This is a genomic window from Citrobacter sp. RHBSTW-00599 (genome assembly GCF_013784065.1).
GTDB classification, from domain to species: domain Bacteria; phylum Pseudomonadota; class Gammaproteobacteria; order Enterobacterales; family Enterobacteriaceae; genus Citrobacter; species Citrobacter braakii.
The window spans coordinates 2146545-2164097 of record NZ_CP056717.1 but is presented as its reverse complement, the minus strand read 5'-3'; the positions used below and the strand labels follow the sequence as shown (position 1 = coordinate 2164097).

Annotated in this window: 22 protein-coding genes and 1 pseudogene; 19 read left to right on the top strand and 4 right to left on the bottom strand. The window is 50.8% G+C overall.

Annotation, left to right across the window (positions count from 1 at the left end):
* The first annotated feature begins 140 nt into the window (after nt 1-140).
* The 17 genes and pseudogenes from HV243_RS10465 to cmoB all read left to right on the top strand — a co-directional run bounded on the left by HV243_RS10465 (nt 141) and on the right by cmoB (nt 9116).
* The gene (locus HV243_RS10465) at nt 141-353 is read left to right on the top strand and encodes a hypothetical protein (protein WP_109555137.1); all 213 of its coding nucleotides are present in this window, start codon (nt 141-143) and stop codon (nt 351-353) included.
* On the top strand, nt 354-779 hold the full coding sequence (locus HV243_RS10460; protein ID WP_181604086.1) for a hypothetical protein: 426 nt from the start codon (nt 354-356) through the stop codon (nt 777-779).
* A 61-nt stretch (nt 780-840) separates the two neighbouring features.
* Nucleotides 841-1227 carry a hypothetical protein gene (locus HV243_RS10455; protein ID WP_181604085.1) on the top strand — a complete coding sequence of 129 codons (387 nt, stop codon included), beginning with the start codon at nt 841-843 and terminating at the stop codon, nt 1225-1227.
* Nucleotides 1228-1232: 5 nt separating this feature from the next.
* Nucleotides 1233-1589, top strand: a complete 357-nt coding sequence (locus HV243_RS10450; protein ID WP_142972744.1) for a hypothetical protein — start codon at nt 1233-1235, stop codon at nt 1587-1589.
* Nucleotides 1590-1658: 69 nt separating this feature from the next.
* A complete protein-coding gene (locus HV243_RS10445) occupies nt 1659-1820 on the top strand; it encodes a hypothetical protein (protein ID WP_162648070.1) in 162 nt (53 codons plus the stop codon).
* The gene (locus HV243_RS10440; RefSeq protein WP_181603990.1) at nt 1813-2235 is read left to right on the top strand and encodes a hypothetical protein; all 423 of its coding nucleotides are present in this window, start codon (nt 1813-1815) and stop codon (nt 2233-2235) included. The genes HV243_RS10445 and HV243_RS10440 overlap by 8 nt, the downstream gene beginning before the upstream one ends.
* Before the next feature lie 56 nt (nt 2236-2291).
* Complete coding sequence (locus tag HV243_RS10435; protein ID WP_249415233.1) at nt 2292-2810, top strand: hypothetical protein; 519 nt, start codon at nt 2292-2294, stop codon at nt 2808-2810.
* Nucleotides 2811-2820: 10 nt separating this feature from the next.
* Entirely contained in the window at nt 2821-3423 is a 603-nt protein-coding gene (locus tag HV243_RS10430) for a hypothetical protein (protein ID WP_181603988.1), read from the top strand.
* Entirely contained in the window at nt 3413-3637 is a 225-nt protein-coding gene (locus HV243_RS10425) for a hypothetical protein (protein ID WP_121566988.1), read from the top strand. Before HV243_RS10430 ends, HV243_RS10425 begins: the two co-directional genes overlap by 11 nt.
* Before the next feature lie 287 nt (nt 3638-3924).
* Nucleotides 3925-4095 (top strand): annotated as a pseudogene (locus HV243_RS25520) (ATPase); the annotation flags it as partial.
* Nucleotides 4095-4406: a hypothetical protein gene (locus HV243_RS10415; protein WP_181604070.1), complete on the top strand. Its 312-nt coding sequence runs from the start codon at nt 4095-4097 to the stop codon at nt 4404-4406. The pseudogene HV243_RS25520 and the gene HV243_RS10415, both read left to right, overlap by 1 nt.
* Nucleotides 4407-4561: 155 nt before the next feature.
* A complete protein-coding gene (locus tag HV243_RS10410) occupies nt 4562-4798 on the top strand; it encodes an excisionase family protein (protein WP_047500088.1) in 237 nt (78 codons plus the stop codon).
* A gap of 55 nt (nt 4799-4853) precedes the next feature.
* Nucleotides 4854-6167 carry a site-specific integrase gene (locus HV243_RS10405; RefSeq protein ID WP_181603987.1) on the top strand — a complete coding sequence of 438 codons (1314 nt, stop codon included), beginning with the start codon at nt 4854-4856 and terminating at the stop codon, nt 6165-6167.
* On the top strand, nt 6146-6919 hold the full coding sequence (locus HV243_RS10400; RefSeq protein WP_181604069.1) for a DUF72 domain-containing protein: 774 nt from the start codon (nt 6146-6148) through the stop codon (nt 6917-6919). Before HV243_RS10405 ends, HV243_RS10400 begins: the two co-directional genes overlap by 22 nt.
* Before the next feature lie 52 nt (nt 6920-6971).
* Complete coding sequence (locus HV243_RS10395) at nt 6972-7367, top strand: MAPEG family protein (protein ID WP_016153418.1); 396 nt, start codon at nt 6972-6974, stop codon at nt 7365-7367.
* Between the two features lie 40 nt (nt 7368-7407).
* On the top strand, nt 7408-8151 hold the full coding sequence (gene cmoA / locus HV243_RS10390; protein ID WP_016153419.1) for a carboxy-S-adenosyl-L-methionine synthase CmoA: 744 nt from the start codon (nt 7408-7410) through the stop codon (nt 8149-8151).
* On the top strand, nt 8148-9116 hold the full coding sequence (cmoB, locus tag HV243_RS10385; RefSeq protein WP_016153420.1) for a tRNA 5-methoxyuridine(34)/uridine 5-oxyacetic acid(34) synthase CmoB: 969 nt from the start codon (nt 8148-8150) through the stop codon (nt 9114-9116). The genes cmoA and cmoB overlap by 4 nt, the downstream gene beginning before the upstream one ends.
* Before the next feature lie 167 nt (nt 9117-9283).
* On the opposite strand, the gene cutC is transcribed toward cmoB, so the two are convergent.
* Both cutC and HV243_RS10375 read right to left on the bottom strand, forming a co-directional pair.
* A complete protein-coding gene (gene cutC / locus HV243_RS10380; protein ID WP_053389058.1) occupies nt 9284-10030 on the bottom strand; it encodes a copper homeostasis protein CutC in 747 nt (248 codons plus the stop codon).
* A 2-nt stretch (nt 10031-10032) separates the two neighbouring features.
* On the bottom strand, nt 10033-10599 hold the full coding sequence (locus tag HV243_RS10375; RefSeq protein WP_053389057.1) for a VOC family protein: 567 nt from the start codon (nt 10597-10599) through the stop codon (nt 10033-10035).
* A gap of 238 nt (nt 10600-10837) precedes the next feature.
* Here HV243_RS10375 and argS point away from each other — a divergent pair, with 238 nt between their 5' ends.
* Nucleotides 10838-12571 carry an arginine--tRNA ligase gene (argS, locus tag HV243_RS10370; protein WP_016153423.1) on the top strand — a complete coding sequence of 578 codons (1734 nt, stop codon included), beginning with the start codon at nt 10838-10840 and terminating at the stop codon, nt 12569-12571.
* A 183-nt stretch (nt 12572-12754) separates the two neighbouring features.
* Nucleotides 12755-14674: a penicillin-binding protein 2 gene (gene mrdA, locus HV243_RS10365; RefSeq protein ID WP_016156805.1), complete on the top strand. Its 1920-nt coding sequence runs from the start codon at nt 12755-12757 to the stop codon at nt 14672-14674.
* Here the strand turns inward: mrdA and HV243_RS10360 are convergent.
* Both HV243_RS10360 and HV243_RS10355 read right to left on the bottom strand, forming a co-directional pair.
* On the bottom strand, nt 14646-15785 hold the full coding sequence (locus HV243_RS10360) for a glycoside hydrolase family 105 protein (protein ID WP_047358304.1): 1140 nt from the start codon (nt 15783-15785) through the stop codon (nt 14646-14648). The two genes, mrdA and HV243_RS10360, sit on opposite strands and share 29 nt — an antisense overlap.
* Nucleotides 15786-17372 (bottom strand): MFS transporter, encoded by a 1587-nt coding sequence (locus tag HV243_RS10355; protein ID WP_016156807.1) that lies wholly within the window; start codon nt 17370-17372, stop codon nt 15786-15788.
* Nucleotides 17373-17553 lie beyond the last annotated feature (181 nt).

Sequence of the window (17553 nt, the reverse complement as noted above, 5' to 3'; positions counted from 1 at the left end):
ATCTAAAGAATAAAATAAATTCATCTCCATATTTATCAAATACATAAACAATAAAAGTAAATAATTTAGCTTTTCACTATTGCACCGCCTTTACCATTTTGCTAAATTCAATTTCATCGAAAACCTACGGAGTTAATGAGATGAGCACAGAACAAATTCTTTCCGAAAACGGTACCATCCACAAAGTTGCGATGGATATTGACCGTGTAATCAATGCACTCGAGTACGCAGAATCTGATGCAGATGTAGCATATAAACCGGCCGCGCTTATACAGATCTGCATCAACCAACTGAAAGAAAATCTTTCCACCTTAAACCATGAGCTTGGTCATGGCTGGCGGGAGAATCAATAAATGAAAACTCCCGTCGAAATACTCGAAAGTGTCGCAGCTGATATTGTGGAAAACACCTCGTTACTTGAGGTTATTTATCGTAACTACGAGCTTCCGCCAGAAGCCGATAACGCAATTGCATGCCTGATTCGTTCGATGCAGAAAACGCTGGATGGTGTTAATGAGTACGTCACTATGCTACCCACGGAAAGCATTACCCGGAACGCTTGCGCCAATAATTCATCCGCAGAGGCAAGCAAGAGATTAACATCTGGCGTGCTTAACAACTGGGCTACAGAAGCCGGAAACTGCAAAATGGCGGTTTGTAATGCGATGGACTGCATTCCGCAGGAATTATCTGCAATAGGAACTCTGACTATCGTTTTTGAAAAGCTCGACGAGCTACAAGAAGTAATCAGCAAGAAAGCTGAAAAAATAAACTCGTAATTAGCCAATAAATAATTAACACCTTAATCGGTGGGACATCACTCACCCTGAGGAAATGCAAATGAATATTATCGTCAGAAGTGAAGTCGTGAATAAAAAAGTCCAACCAGCCAATCAGGATGACGACATTCTTTACATAAACAAATCCCACAAAACAGCAGAGTGTGCCAATAAATATGCGCATGAGCTGCGTGCTGAATTTACCCAGTTACTTATGCCAGCAATCACACGCACTGATGTGAAGGTAGCAGGAAGATTCACCTCATTACTTAATGAGCTTTGCTTCATGACCCAAATGACCATGGAGAACACCTCAAAGGGGGGGGGGGCAATAATGACGTTTCTGAAAGATAAAGCAGCACACAATACTGCAAAACTTTTTGCCTCTTATGGAAATAGTTATCTGCATATTGCAAACCTTTTTCTGCGCAAGGCTTACGGGCGGTAATGACAATGAAAAACAATACCATTGAAATTTATCGCCGCCGCGTTGCTATTGCGACATTAAACCGAATGAAGCGCAAGACAGGAGGTTATTGCCTCTCCGTAAATATGCCCGATAACAATATCCAGGTTATCGAGATTAACGAAGAATCAATGATGAAACTTTTGCTGCGCTTCGAAAAACAGGCTCGGACTGAATTCAACACAGAAGCGGAAACATTTCTTCGCCAGACGTATATGAAAAGCGTCGATATCAATGGACACACCGAATATCTGACCGAAACCGGAAAGATGATTGTTGACGAGATTTTTGCGGAATTAATTAAACACGCGAAAGAGAAATACGTATGTGGAGGAATTAACTGATGGCCTCACAACAAACAATTATTCACGGAATGCAGATCCCCCCCCCCAGTCCTCAACGTGGATCTGCATGTGCTTCCGGATTTCACCGGACGCGTGGTTCTTTACATCGAAAAAGGGCGTGTGACATGCGACCGCCGTCTGCTCGACGACGAACATATTTGCGCACTGGACACTTTTATCGAAATGGCTCGCGAAATGGAGCTACGTCTTGAGGAAATATCGAATGACTGACAACCGTACCGTAAGCGCGATTGACCTCGCGTTACAGAAACACGATACGCCAGTTGGCCCTTTGTTCGTGGCAGTACGACACGGGCGCACTAAAAAATGTTTCACCCTCAACACTGCAATCCGTTATCTGGCGTTCTTCATGACTACCGAAGCTTTCAGTCGTTCCGGCTTCGAGCAGCGCTACCCGGATGTGCAGGCCGTCCACCCTCTCAATCCAGAACTGAATTGTTGGCAACGAGGAGGCACAACAGTTGAGTACATCGGAGCCCACCAGCGCTGTATTCGACGTCTTCGCCGCATTCTGGCCATTAAGCGTGACATGCAGAAGTGGTGTGAGAAGTGGGACGCCATGCATGACCGCTTCGTTAAAGAGGTTGACGCACTACAGGCCAGTAAACCGGAGGGTATTCGATGAGCAGCAATAACGAAGCGCCAGAAACTACGCCAAATGGGATCAAAATCGGAAGCCGCATAATTGGCTGGTCTGGTGCGGTTAAACAGTTTGATGGTTCACGCTTTGACTCCCGTAACTCAGAAGGACTGCGTTGGTTAGCCTGCATTATGGAAGCAGTGGCAGCTGGTTGGATTTCTTTAGGCGCAGAGAAAGAACTCATTCTGTGGCGCTGGCTGGTAGCAACGGTATTTATCAATGAAGAGAAGGATAAGAACGGCACTATCGAAATCCCGAACGAAGACGGCGGCGTTGATATCGCGGTCATTTACTCGGGTAAGAAAGGCGACCTGAGCATCTACCCCGGCCCGCTGCGCTTTTCTCTTGCTAACCATGTTGAAGGTATCGCGATCGAGAAATACGGCGCTGAGGAAGGTCCAGCGCTGGCGCTGCGCATGTACAAGGACATGGTGATTGCAGATCCCAGGTATGGATTCAGGATGTCCCCTTTTGGGCGCGAGGGGCTTGAGATGCTTCACGATGACTACATCGGAATGATCAACACCAACGGTATGCCAGAAGCTTCCGTGATTCACTAAGGAGAAAGCCATGTTTATTTATACCGATTTGCTACGTGCCGCTCTGTGCTGCGTTGCCAACTTGGAAGACAAACGAAAAATCATGAGAGGTGTACACATCACACCAACTCATATACAGGCAACGAATGGTATTGCGGCTGTTTCGATGAAGCATGACGGCAAACCTGAAATGGAGGGCGTATTTATCCTGCACGGTGATATCCCGACTAACGCAGAAGGAACCGTATTCCAGCAAATTGGTAGCCAGTGGATTGCTGCTCATATGGACGACTACGAGCGCCCGGTTGGGCATAACGAGCTTGAACTGGTTGAAGGCAAGTTTCCAGATCTTAGCAAGCTGCTGCCGACAGAGGAAGAACCGTGTGCTGAGTTCCCTCCGTTCGCTGCTGAATTGCTGGCTTTGCCTTATCGCATGTTTGGTAAGGAGTTCGCATCAACGCCCATTAAATTCAAATTCTTTGGGCCAGAACTGCCATGTCAGATCCTACTTGCCGACGCTATTAGCGGTTTCTTCGGAAATCCGGTGTTGGTAATCATGCCGATGAAATCGACCGTGTTCGAACTGCACCGTAAAGTGATGCAATCTAAGGGAGAGCCCACTGATGAAGCTTGAAATTCACGACAAAGGTGCGGTGGCCACACTAACCATTATTAGTACCGTCTTCGAGTTTCGAAAACACGTCCGGATAGTCGATACCGTCCTGATGCGTAATCCTGGTGTGGTAGCCAACCGCCGCGGTTTCTTCCTGATGAAAACAGTCATTTCTGGCCGTTCGAAGGAAATGCTTAGAGCCAATAAAACAGCGGTTCGGGAGGCGACACGATGAGCAAAATTCAGAACCCTGTCGTGCTTATCCATAAGCGCGAAAACTGTGATGCCTACGCCGTTGCGATCACCAGCGGCAGCCAGGACTATCACGACGCCATTCTGATGGCGACCATGGAACCGGATATGACCGGCGATGATGTGGATACCTGGAGCAAAACAGGTTACTACATGGCGGCAGAGATTGAGCGTTTACGTCAGCAACTTATCGCGCCTCTGAGCATTGGCGAATTATTGCAGCGACTGGAATCACAGACTGGAGAGAAATGGACGAATGAGGTTAACGATGTCACCAATGGTAAGCCGTTGACCATCACCCTGCCGGATATCAGCTCGAAGGCATTCTGGAGCGGTACGGGCAAAAACGAAGTATTCCATCCGGAAAGCTATAAGTGCTGGGTGAAAGAAGCTATCGAGCGAGCCTGTGTTATCGCCGGAATCGGCGTGGAGGTTAAGTGATGACCACCATTACGCCAATAATGACCGCCTCCGGATGTGTTCAGTTTCGCCACTACATGGTGACTGTTCACGCTATTGAACGCTATATCGAACGCATTGGTGGTGATGTGGGAAATTTGATCCTCGACCTCAAAAACGCCTGGGTATTTGATGCCAGCAAGAAAGGTATTCCCCGCTCTTTGTGTGCTTCTGTCGCGCGCTGTGAACGTGAAGGTGGATACGGTCTGAGGCATGAAAAGGCTGTTTTCCTGATAAAACCCAATGCGCGCCAGCATGTAATTGTAACGACGTTATCTGCGGAGGTGAAGTAATGCACAAGGCATTCGAAATATGGGTGCGCCAACGGTACGGGAGCCGTTACGACCTTACGCGGGATTGCGACGGTTTCTACTGTCGGGAAGTAGTAAAGCGGATGTTTGATGTGTGGCGCCACTGCCGTGGCCTTGACGTGGTGTGAGGCGGGTATATGAGCAATGTTATTCAGTTAGCTCCTAACGAGTGGGTTTGTGAAAGTGTTCTGATCGCGGTTACTGGGCTCAAGCCCGGCACCATCCTTCGGGCCAGAAAAGAGTGCTGGATGGTTGGTCGGGAATATATCCACGTTTCACCTGACGGTAACCCGAAGCCATCCAGTGAATGCATGTACAACCGGAAGGCGGTCGATGCATGGGTGGCTTCAATGAAAAACAAACAGCCAGGGTGATTTGATGCCATGAAAAAGGTAAGCTCATATCGCTCTTGGGCGTCTGGAGGTATCAATGGATAAAGTCACATATCCAACAGGCGTCGAAAACCACGGTGGCACTTTACGCATCTGGTTTAATTTTAAAGGTAAGCGTGTCAGGGAAAGCCTCGGTGTCCCTGACACCGCTAAGAACAGAAAGATAGCGGGAGAACTGCGGACATCGGTATGTTTTGCCATCCGCACAGGAACATTTGATTATGCAGCACAGTTTCCTGACTCCCCTAACCTCAAGGCTTTTGGTGTAAGTAAAAAAGAAATTACAGTGAAAGAACTTGAAGAGAAATGGCTGGATCTGAAACGGATGGAAATCTGTGCGAACGCATTCAATCGCTATGAATCTGTCGCACGGAATGTAGTTCCAAGGATCGGAGGTAACCGACTGGTGTCAACGGTAACCAAAGAGGAATTGCTGTACATCAGGAAGGAGTTGCTGACCGGTTATCAAAATCCGGGGAACGGCAAAAAGCCAGCAAAGGGGCGAAGCGTTGTTACTGTGAATTATTACATGACGACAATAGCCGGAATGTTTCAGTTTGCTGCGGATCACGGTTACTTAGAGGTGAACCCATTCGAAGGAATTAAGCCTCTGAAAAAAGCCAGGGCAGAACCAGATCCGCTGACTCGTGATGAATTTATTCGCCTGATAGATGCATGCCGGCATCAGCAGACGAAAAACCTGTGGTCATTAGCAGTGTACACAGGAATGCGTCACGGGGAACTGGTCTCCCTGGCCTGGGAAGATATCGACCTGAAGGCGGGAACAATTACCGTCAGGCGTAATTATACGAAACTTGGTGAGTTCACTCTACCGAAAACCGAGGCAAGCACAGATCGGGTGGTGCATCTTATCCAGCCCGCAATCAGCATCCTGAAAAATCAGGCTGAGATGACAAGGCTGGGCAGGCAACATCACATTGAAGTTCAGTTACGTGAGTACGGCCGTTCGGTGAACCATGAGTGTACATTCGTCTTTAACCCGCATGTGGTCAGACGCAGTAAGCAGGTCGGATTTATCTACCGGGTCGATTCAGTAGGCGACTCATGGGAAGCGGCACTTAAGCGCGCGGGGATCAGACACAGAAAGGCATACCAGTCACGACATACCTATGCGTGCTGGTCATTATCTGCTGGTGCAAACCCGAGTTTTATTGCCAGTCAGATGGGGCATGCGAGCGCGCAGATGGTGTTCAATGTTTACGGTGCATGGATGGCTGACAGCAGCGCAGAGCAGATCGCAATGCTGAATCAGAAGCTGGCAGATTTTGCCCCATTGATGCCCCATAGCCACGAGAGCAGTACGGGAGGATTATTAAAATCAGTAAGTTAACCCCTAACGCCCGTCATGTTAACTGTGTGGAGGGCAATACCACGCTGTACGCGCTGCCAAAAGCCGACATTGTGACCCGCTGGCATGCGCAGACTACCGATGCGTTTCGATTTTGTTTTAAGTTTCCGGCCACCATTTCGCATCAGGCCGCGCTGCGTAATTGCGATGACCTGGTGCATGAGTTTTTCACGCGCATGTCGCCACTTGAATCACGCATTGGACAATACTGGCTGCAATTACCCGCGACTTTTGGCCCGCACGACCTGCCTGCCTTGTGGCAGTTTCTTGATGCGCTCCCCAAATCCTTTACCTACGGTGTGGAAGTTCGCCATCCGGACTTTTTTGCCAAAGGCGAAACAGAGCAGCTATTCAATCGTGGCCTACATGAGCGCGGGGTAAATCGGGTGATTCTGGACAGTCGACCGGTACATGCCGCCATACCACATACTGAAGCGATACGCGACGCCCAGCGCAAGAAGCCAAAGGTTCCGGTGCATGCGGTGGTGACGGCAAACCATCCGATGGTACGCTTTATCGGCAGCGATAATATGGCACAAAACAGCGCGCTTTTTGCCGTCTGGCTGACCAAGCTGTCGCAATGGCAACAAACCACAACGCCGTATCTGTTTTTACATACCCCGGATATCGCGCAAGCCCCGGAGCTTGTCGATACGCTATGGGCAAATTTACGCAGCGCCCTGCCAGAGATCGGATCAGCTCCGTCTATTCCACAGCAATCTTCTCTTTTCTGAAAATGCCACCTATCATAGTCAATGCCATCAGCCATTTTAAAAGGGAGTTTGTATGGTAAGCGCGCTTTATGCCGTATTGGGTGCGTTATTGTTAATTAAGTTCTCCTTTGACGTCGTTCGCCTGCGCATGCAATACCGCGTTGCATATGGTGACGGAGGTTTTAGCGAACTACAAAGCGCTATCCGCATTCACGGTAATGCGGTGGAATATATTCCCGTCGCATTGGTGCTGCTGTTATTTATGGAAATGAACGGCGCAGAAACGTGGATGGTGCATATTTGCGGGCTGATTTTGATTGCCGGACGATTGATGCATTATTACGGATTCCATCACCGGCTTTTCCGCTGGCGCCGTTCAGGCATGAGCGCGACCTGGTGTTCGCTGTTGCTAATGGTGCTGGCGAATCTTTGGTATATGCCCTGGGAGTTGGTTTTCTCCCTGCATTAGCGCACAATACGCCACTTTATTTTTCCCGGATTTTTACGTTATGTCTCACCGCGACACGCTTTTTTCTGCGCCTATCGCCAGTCTGGGTGACTGGACCTTTGATGAACGGGTAGCTGAAGTCTTCCCGGATATGATCCAACGATCCGTTCCTGGCTATTCCAATATCATTTCTATGATTGGGATGTTGGCCGAACGTTTCGTACAGCCCAACACACAGGTCTACGATCTGGGCTGTTCTCTGGGCGCGGCGACGCTCTCGGTGCGTCGCAATATTCATCACGAGAATTGCAAAATTATTGCCGTTGATAACTCCCCGGCCATGGTTGAGCGCTGCCGCCGTCATATTGACGCCTATAAAGCGCCGACACCGGTTGACGTTGTCGAAGGCGATATTCGCAACATTACTATCGAAAACGCCTCGATGGTGGTGCTGAATTTTACCCTGCAATTCCTTGAGCCACCTGAGCGCCAGGCATTGTTGGATAAGATTTATCAGGGGCTGAACCCCGGCGGCGCGCTGGTACTGTCTGAAAAATTCAGTTTCGAAGACGCTAACGTTGGCGAACTGCTGTTCAACATGCACCACGATTTCAAACGGGCAAATGGCTATAGCGAGCTGGAAATCAGCCAAAAGCGCAGCATGCTGGAGAACGTGATGCTGACCGACTCGGTCGAAACGCACAAAGCGAGACTGCATCAGGCGGGCTTTGAACACAGCGAATTGTGGTTCCAGTGCTTTAACTTTGGTTCTCTGGTGGCACTGAAAGCTGAGGTTAGCGCATGATCGACTTTGGTAACTTTTATCAACTGATTGCCAAAAATCACCTTTCCCATTGGCTGGAAACGCTCCCGGCGCAAATCGCGACCTGGCAGCGCGATCAGCACGGCTTGTTTAAGCAGTGGTCAAATGCCGTCGAGTTTCTGCCCGAGCTAACGCCGCATCGCCTGGACTTACTGCATAGCGTTACCGCCGAAAGCGATGAGCCGCTCAGCGACGGTCAGCTCAAACGTATCGACACCCTGATGCGTAACCTGATGCCATGGCGTAAAGGGCCGTACTCGTTGTACGGCGTCAATATAGATACCGAGTGGCGCTCGGACTGGAAATGGGATCGCGTTCTGCCGCACTTGTCTGACCTCACCGGGCGCACCATTCTTGATGTCGGCTGCGGGAGTGGATATCACATGTGGCGCATGATTGGCGCGGGGGCGCATCTGGCGGTTGGCATCGATCCTACCCAGCTGTTTCTGTGCCAGTTCGAGGCAGTGCGTAAACTGCTGGGCAATGACCAACGCGCTCACCTGCTGCCGCTGGGTATTGAGCAGCTTCCGGCGCTCAACGCCTTTGATACCGTATTCTCCATGGGAGTGCTTTATCACCGCCGTTCACCGCTGGAACACCTGTGGCAGTTGAAGGATCAGTTGGTGAAAGATGGCGAACTGGTACTGGAAACGCTGGTCGTCGAAGGTGATGAAAATACCGTACTGGTGCCGGGCGATCGCTACGCGCAGATGCGTAACGTTTACTTTATTCCTTCTGCGCTGGCGTTAAAAAACTGGCTGGAAAAATGTGGGTTTGTTGATGTGCGCATTGCTGATGTCTGCGTCACCACCACCGAAGAGCAGCGCCGCACCGAGTGGATGATAACCGAATCACTGGCCGACTTCCTCGACCCGAACGATCACAGCAAAACGGTGGAAGGCTACCCGGCCCCATTACGCGCGGTATTGATTGCACGTAAGCCGTAATCATTTTTGCCTGATAGCACTCTTTCTGCAAAATAGTTCAACTTGCAGCAAGGCAGACAGCTCCGTTGCGGCTTGAAATATGCAGGATAAAAAAAGGCCCCTGTTGAAATTGCAGGGGCCTGGTACGAGCAAGCATCATATTGGGCGACATGATGCAACGGTAAAAATCAGCTGGCCTGGTGGTGTGCAATGATTGCTTTCATTTCCGCAACCGCCGCCCCGTCTACTGCATAGCGTGAATACTCATCCGCCTGTGCATCCGAAGACATCGACAACCCCGAATTGCGATAACGCATGGGGGAAGCCAGCCATACTCCGGCAGAACTGTGGACTTCCTGCACTCCAGCATCAAGGAACAGGGACAAATTCGAGGCGCGAACCCCCGCTCCGGCCATAATGATTGGAGCATCCCCCTGCGCAATAAGTTCCATAATTTTTGTTAAACCTTGCGCCGCATCTGATTTTTGCCCGGAAGTCAGCACTCTGGCGATGCCCAAATCAGCTAATTTTTTTAGCGCATTGAGTGGGTTAGCGCACATGTCAAAGGCCCGATGAAAAGTGACGTGCAGCGGTCCCGCCGCGATCATTATTTTCTCCATGCGCGGCATATCGACATCACCCTCTGCATCTAAAATGCCGGTTACCAACCCTGAGAACCCCAGATCTCTTACCATTGCAATATCATCCAGCATTGCAGCGAATTCACCGTCGGTGTAACAAAAGTCGCCCCCGCGCGGGCGAATAATGGGATTGACCGGAATCGAGATATACTGGCGAACCGAACGCAAGACGCCCAAGGACGGCGTTAAGCCCCCTTCTTTGGGCGCCGAGCAAAGCTCAATGCGATCCGCGCCGTTTTGCTGCGCCGTGCGCGCGCACTCCATGCTGTAACAGCAGATTTCCAGTAATGCCATACTCACTCCTGACGTTCGCTTGCCACAATGGCCTCAATCGACCACGGATGGAATTTTATCGTCACACTGCCATCGCTGACCGCCAGCGTTGGATTCGGTAAACGCTCGCGCTCGCCTTTTGGCGAACTGGTTTTTACAAATATGCCCGGCTGGCTCAGCCCGTGATCTGAAAGCAGCGCCAGCGCTCGTGCATTCAGCGTCTCCACCTCACCCGGCAGAACAATTTCAACATGCTCCCAACCTTCATGCGGATAACGCTTTTCGCCTGGCCACGGCAGTTCTACGATAGTAAATTGCCAGTGTTGCACACAAACTGGCTCATCGAGTTTGAACAAGCAAATCGGTCGGCCATTGATGATATTTTCTGACATCAATTCGCCGCACTGTTCAAACCCACGACGCCAGCGCTCTGCGGTGGTATTTTGATGACAACGCAGAGAAATGTGATCGGCTTCAAGCGATGAGATATCCAGCCCAAGGCGAGTGGAAAGATCCGTTAACGCCTGAATGAAATGCGGTAAATCTGCGGAAATATCATGCAGTTCTGCAACTGTTTGCCAGTTCGCCATAATGAAAGCTCATATCCATATTCAAAGCCGCTAATTTACCCTGTTGCGCAGCCCCAACCAACTGCTGATTTTCTTAAGCGCAATATGAATAATTATACGTAATGACAATGTTTATATTTCAGGCTGCTGGCGATACTCGCAATGCTGACGGCAACGGGCATTTGCAGTATACTCCCGCCCTTAATTCTTAAACTGGTGCGGTGCATTTTAAGCCGCTTCATAAATGTAAGGTATTCCGGTGAATATTCAGGCTCTTCTCTCAGAAAAAGTCAGTCAGGCCATGATTGCTGCAGGCGCGCCTGCAGATTGCGAACCGCAGGTTCGTCAGTCAGCAAAAGTACAGTTCGGCGACTATCAGGCTAACGGCATGATGGCTGTCGCTAAAAAACTGGGTATGGCGCCGCGACAACTGGCTGAGCAGGTGCTGACTCATTTGGATCTCAACGGGATCGCCAGCAAAGTTGAAATTGCAGGCCCGGGCTTTATCAATATTTTTCTCGATCCGGCATTTCTGGCGCAGCACGTTCAGCAGGCGCTGGCTTCCGATCGTCTGGGCGTCACCCAACCGGCTAAACAAACCGTTGTGGTTGATTACTCCGCACCTAACGTAGCGAAAGAGATGCACGTTGGTCACCTGCGTTCCACCATCATCGGTGACGCTGCGGTGCGTACGCTGGAGTTCCTCGGTCACAATGTTATCCGCGCCAACCACGTCGGCGACTGGGGTACTCAGTTCGGTATGCTCATCGCATGGCTGGAAAAACAGCAGCAGGAAAATGCTGGCGAGATGGCGCTGGCTGACCTTGAAGGTTTCTACCGTGATGCGAAAAAACATTACGACGAAGATGAAGCCTTCGCGGAACGTGCCCGGAGTTATGTCGTGAAGCTGCAAGGCGGCGACGAGTACTTCCGTGAGATGTGGCGCAAACTGGTCGACATCACCATGTCGCAAAACCAGTTAACCTACGATCGCCTGAACGTCACCCTGACCCGTGACGACGTCATGGGTGAAAGCCTGTACAACCCGATGCTGCCTGGCATCGTGGCCGATCTCAAAGCTAAAGGCCTGGCTGTTGAAAGCGAAGGCGCTACCGTCGTATTCCTTGATGAGTATAAGAACAAGGAAGGTGAACCGATGGGCGTAATCATTCAGAAGAAAGATGGCGGCTATCTCTACACCACGACCGATATCGCCTGCGCCAAGTACCGTTATGAAACGCTGCATGCCGACCGCGTACTTTATTACATCGACTCCCGTCAGCATCAGCACTTAATGCAGGCCTGGACCATCGTGCGTAAAGCCGGTTATGTGCCGGACTCTGTGCCGCTGGAACACCACATGTTCGGTATGATGCTGGGTAAAGACGGCAAGCCGTTCAAAACCCGTGCGGGTGGCACGGTTAAACTGGCCGATCTGCTGGATGAAGCGCTGGAACGCGCACGCCGTCTGGTAGCGGAGAAGAACCCGGACATGCCTGCCGACGAACTGGAAAAACTGGCTAATGCGGTCGGTATCGGCGCGGTGAAATATGCCGATCTGTCCAAAAACCGTACCACCGACTACATCTTCGACTGGGACAATATGCTGGCGTTCGAAGGGAACACTGCGCCGTATATGCAGTACGCCTACACCCGCGTACTGTCCGTGTTCCGTAAAGCGGATATCGACGAAAGCGCGCTGGCAAATGCGCAGGTGATTATCAGTGAAGATCGCGAGGCTCAGCTGGCAGCGCGTCTGCTGCAGTTTGAAGAAACGCTGACCGTTGTTGCACGTGAAGGTACGCCGCACGTGATGTGTGCTTACCTGTACGACGTTGCCGGTCTGTTCTCCGGCTTCTACGAGCACTGCCCAATCCTCAGCGCTGAAAACGAAGAGATTCGTAACAGCCGCCTGAAACTGGCACAGTTGACGGCGAAAACCCTGAAGCTGGGTCTGGATACGCTGGGTATCGAAACCGTAGAACGTATGTAAATCAGCTCACCTATCAGGCCTGACTCCGAAATTCGGACTCAGGCCTTTTTTATTTCTGTAACAGGCCATCTGTAACAACTCACAAGGAATGACACATTTCCGTAGAGATATGGAACATTTTTTGCCTGTCATCCCGTTTAAGCCTCCGTATCATGAGGCGGCGAATTAATCGGGTACGGGTCAATGACATTCAGAGATTTTGAGGCGGAGGAAAAACTCTTCCAGCGGCGTGTATTGGTGGCCTTTGGCCTGGTGGTCATCTGCTTTGGCATCCTGATTTACAATCTCTACAACTTACAAATCTGCCAGCACCAGTATTACACCACCCGCTCGAATGCAAACGACATCAAAATGCTGCCCGTGGCCCCGACGCGTGGCATGATTTACGATCGCAACGGCATCCCGCTGGTGCGCAACGTAACCTGGTACGACATTTCCGTTACACCTTATAAAATCAGTGATATGAATGCCCTGATCAGGCAGCTCACGCCTATCATTGACCTCACTCCTGATGACATTGACCAGTTTCGCCATGCGCTGAAAGCCAGCAGCCGCTATCGCCCGGTCGTGCTAAAAAATGCGCTGACCGATGTGGAAATCGCCCGCTTCTCGGTTAACCAGTTTCATTTCAGCGGCGTCAATATCAATAGCTATGAAGACCGCCAGTACCCTTATGGCGCAGCGCTGGCGCATGTCCTTGGCTATGTGTCAAAAATCAATGACAACGACCTGAAAGCGCTGGATCAAAAAGGCCTGACAGAGAACTACGCCGCCGATCACAATATCGGTAAGCAGGGTATCGAGCACTACTATGAAAATGAACTGCATGGGAAAACCGGTTATCAGGAGGTCGAAGTTGATAACCACGGACGCATCGTACGCCTGATCAAAGATGTGCCGCCCGTTGCCGGAAAAGATATCCATCTGACGCTGGACCTCCATTTACAGCAATATATTGAGAGTCTGTTGGTGGGCCAGCGGGCCGCCGTTTTGGTTGAGGATCCGCATGACGGTTCCGTGCTGGCAATGGTTTCGAACCCCAGCTATGACCCCAACCCGTTTGTCAAAGGTATCAGCTATCAGGACTATAACAAGCTGCTTCAGGATAAGGACCTGCCGTTAATCAACCGCGTCACGCAGGGGTTGTATCCTCCCGCCTCCACGGTCAAACCGTATATGGCGATGTCAGCATTACTGGACGGCGTGATCACGCCGCAGACCCGTTTCTTCGGCGCCCCCACCTGGACGCTCCCCGGCACGGAGCGACATTACCGTGACTGGAAAAAAACGGGCCACGGTATGCTGGATGTCACCAAAGCAATTGAAGAATCTGCCGACACGTTCTTTTATCAGGTGGCGTATATGATGGGGATCGACCGTATTAACAGCATGCTCAGCCAGTTTGGCTATGGCAAACCGACCGGCATCGATCTTGGTGAGGAGTATAACGGCCTGCTCCCGAGCCGCGAATGGAAGCAGAAAGTGCATAAAAAAGCCTGGTATCAGGGAGATACCATTTCGGTTGGCATCGGCCAGGGATACTGGATTGCCACGCCGATCCAGATGGTTAAAGCCATGGTCGCGCTGATTAACAACGGCAAGGTTATCGCCCCTCACCTGCTACGTGATGAAGAGAGCGGAAAAGTCATCACGCCGTATCAGGCTCCCGAAGCACCGTCACAAATTGCCTCTGCTTCGTCCCCTTACTGGGGACTGGTGCGTCAAGCGATGTTCGGCATGGCGAATGAGCCAAATGGTACCGGTTATAAGTTCTTTCACACCGCGCCTTACGGCATTGCAGCGAAAAGTGGCACATCACAGGTCTTTAGCCTGAAAGAAAATCAGACCTACGATGCGAAAATGATCCCCGTGCGTCTGCGCGACCACGTGTTCTATACCGCATTTGCGCCATATAAGAACCCAAAAGTCGCCATAGCGTTAATTCTGGAAAACGGCGGCAGCGATGGCGTCACCGCCGCACCAGTCATGCGTCAAATCATGGATCATCTGTTTGCTGCGCAGGACGACGACGCACAAGCGGGTCCGATAGCCGCAACGCCATCAGACACCGATATCAAAAATACTTACGCAAGTATTCGGTAAGGCACAGCATCGCCATCGCCTGACCGTAAGGCATGGAGGTCCGGGGGATGTTGCGGTAGAAATCGAGATTGTGGCCCATCCCGGTACCAAACGAGGTATGCAGCAATTCACCTTCCGGCGAAATATGTTGCACAATGCCTCTGATGGCTTTTTCAGCTACAGCCGCATAGTCTTGTCCGACATAGCGTTTACGTACCGCTTTGAGGATCCCATAGGCAAATCCGGCGGTTGCCGAGGCTTCCAGATACGACTGCGGGTCGTCCAGCAAGGTGTGCCACAGTCCGCTTTCATCCTGGCACTTCGCCAGCGCCGCGATTTGCGCGTTCAAAACTTGCACCAGATAGCGGTGCACTGCATTGCTTTCCGGCAAATCAAGTAATTCGAGGAAATCCGGGATGACTATAGTTAACCAGCTGTTGCCACGCGCCCAGCGAGCGTTGGCGAAGTTATGCTGTCCTTCATAGCTCCAGCCGTGGAACCACAGCCCCGTCTCTTTATCCATCAGGTTTTGCACGTGCAGCAGGAACTGATAGGTTGCCTCTTCAATATACTCGGGACGGTTGAGCAACTTGCCAATCTTCGCCAGCGGTAAGACCGTCATCATCAACGTGTCATCCCACATCTGCTGGTGATTTTCTTCCGCCAGCGTAATGTGTTGCATACCGCCGAATTGGGTACGCGGCATATCATGCATTGCCCACTCAGCCCAGCTGTCGAGCCACGGCAGATACGCGGGATTACGCGTCTCTTCATAGCGATATGCCAGCGTTAAAAACGGTGCCATGGTGTTAACGTTTTTGGTCGTTGCACCTTCCGCAAAGCGATCGGCAAACCAGTTGTCGATAATATCGCGCATCGTAGCATCGCCGGTTTGCTGATAATACTGATACATCCCGTACAAGCCGATGCCGTGCGTCCACTCCCATCCCGCCCAGCCTTTGGTATCAATAACGCGTCCGTCATCCAGACGTAGCAAGAACTCGCCGGTCTCGTCATGAATATTGACCAGGTTATGCGTCACCTTTTTGATCAACGCTTTTAATTCATCCCTGGCAATAAAATGTTCTGGCTGGCGCAACAATGGGCTGTGTTTAACCGGATAAACAATCATTTACTTAACCTCTGTCAATGTCGAATTCAATACAGCACCCTTTTCCAGTTTCGGTGCCGCTGGTTTATTACGATTCAGGTAACCAATATTGTTGTTACCCCAAAGTGATTCATAAGGCATGCCCGATAGCATCTCTACGGTCGCGCGTCCTTTAGCGGAAAGTCCTTCCAGCACGGGTTGCCCGGACTCGCGCATTTTTGCTGTCTCTTCGCGCAGGGTGCTGTGCGTTTGCAGGTTCAGTTTGAAGCGCAAGGAAACCAGAAAACCCATCGCCAGAACAATCAGCGTTCCGCAGCTCAGAATTAACAGGATGGTATGACTGACCGCCGCGGGCTGTGCGCTCTGACCGGAGACAAAACCAGACAACTGCATCACAATCCCCACCAGCATCACCGCTCCCGCCTGCGACGCTTTACGCGTTAACGTCATAATGCCGGCGAAGATCCCTTCCCGACGCTGACCGGTAATCACTTCGTCAACGTCGGCAATATAGGTGTAGATATTCCAGGGAACGTAGTTGATACCACCGCGTCCTAAACCCGCAACGGCGGAAACCAATAGCAACAGAGAATAAACATCGCTTAATCCGGCGTAATACAGCCCCGCATAGGAGAGTGAACTGAGGCCAAACAGGACGACCACCATGCGATAAGACGGCGCAGGTCCGAAACGGATGCACAATGGGATCATGGCGATAACAGCAATAAACTGGAAGATAGCCATCGTACCCAGCAGGTTTGACGCCATCGATGCTTCCTGCATCAGCACAAACACCACATAGTAAGTAAAGACGGCGTTAAAGACGTCCTGGGCAATATAGCCGCCAAGATACATTCCTAAATGCTGGCGAAAGATACGGATGCGCAGTGTTGAACTCAGTTCCACAAATAAACGGTTCATACTCTGACTCAAGGTCAGGCTTTTCTTCTCTTCTTCGGCTCGCAGCGCCGCCTCAGTCCACTCTTCCCGTGGGCGTTCCCAGGTAAAGAACCAGACGAAGGTCAGCATCAGTGCACACAGCACAGAAAACACCAGGCTGGCGTAGAAAAAAGAGACGGGGTTGTCCTTGCCAAACAGCGTCAGCAGAACGCCGGGTAAGAATGAGGCCAGAATGGCAGACATTTGCGCCATCGAAATGCGCGCGCCGGAGAATTTGGTTTTCTGTTTAAAGTCATCGGTCATTTCGGGTACCAGCGTTTCGTATGGCACCAGAATCATGGTGTAGACCACGTCAAAAATCAGATAGGTGAGCAGGTAGTACCAGAACCCCATATCACCCACCCACATTAGTGAGTAGCTAAAGACACAGGGTATCCCCAACAGAATAAAAAACTTGCGTCGCCCAAAGCGTTTTCCGAGCCAGGTGGAGCCAAAGTTATCGGTTAAAAAACCCATTAATGGGCTAACAACGGCATCCAACACCCTGGCGGTAGCGAAGATAAAGGTTGCTTCGATTGGCGTCAGGCCACAGAACGTCGTGTAAAAATAGAGTAGCCAGGCCGCGGTTAACGCCGTGGTGCCTGCGCCTAAAAAATCCCCCGAACCGTAGGCAAAATAGTTAACCAACCCAATTTTACGTGTATTCATTGCCGTTACCCCTGCACATTATTGGGAGGCCCCGCAATCCTCGCTTTGACATTGGGCCTCCTTACAGGGCCACAGTAAAAGCTAACAGCAAGTGAAACCTTTCTATTTTTGCCAGGGGTATTCGTGAAATGGCAACAGCACAAAGAGTCCGGCAACGTATGTCACCTATTTTATAAAACAG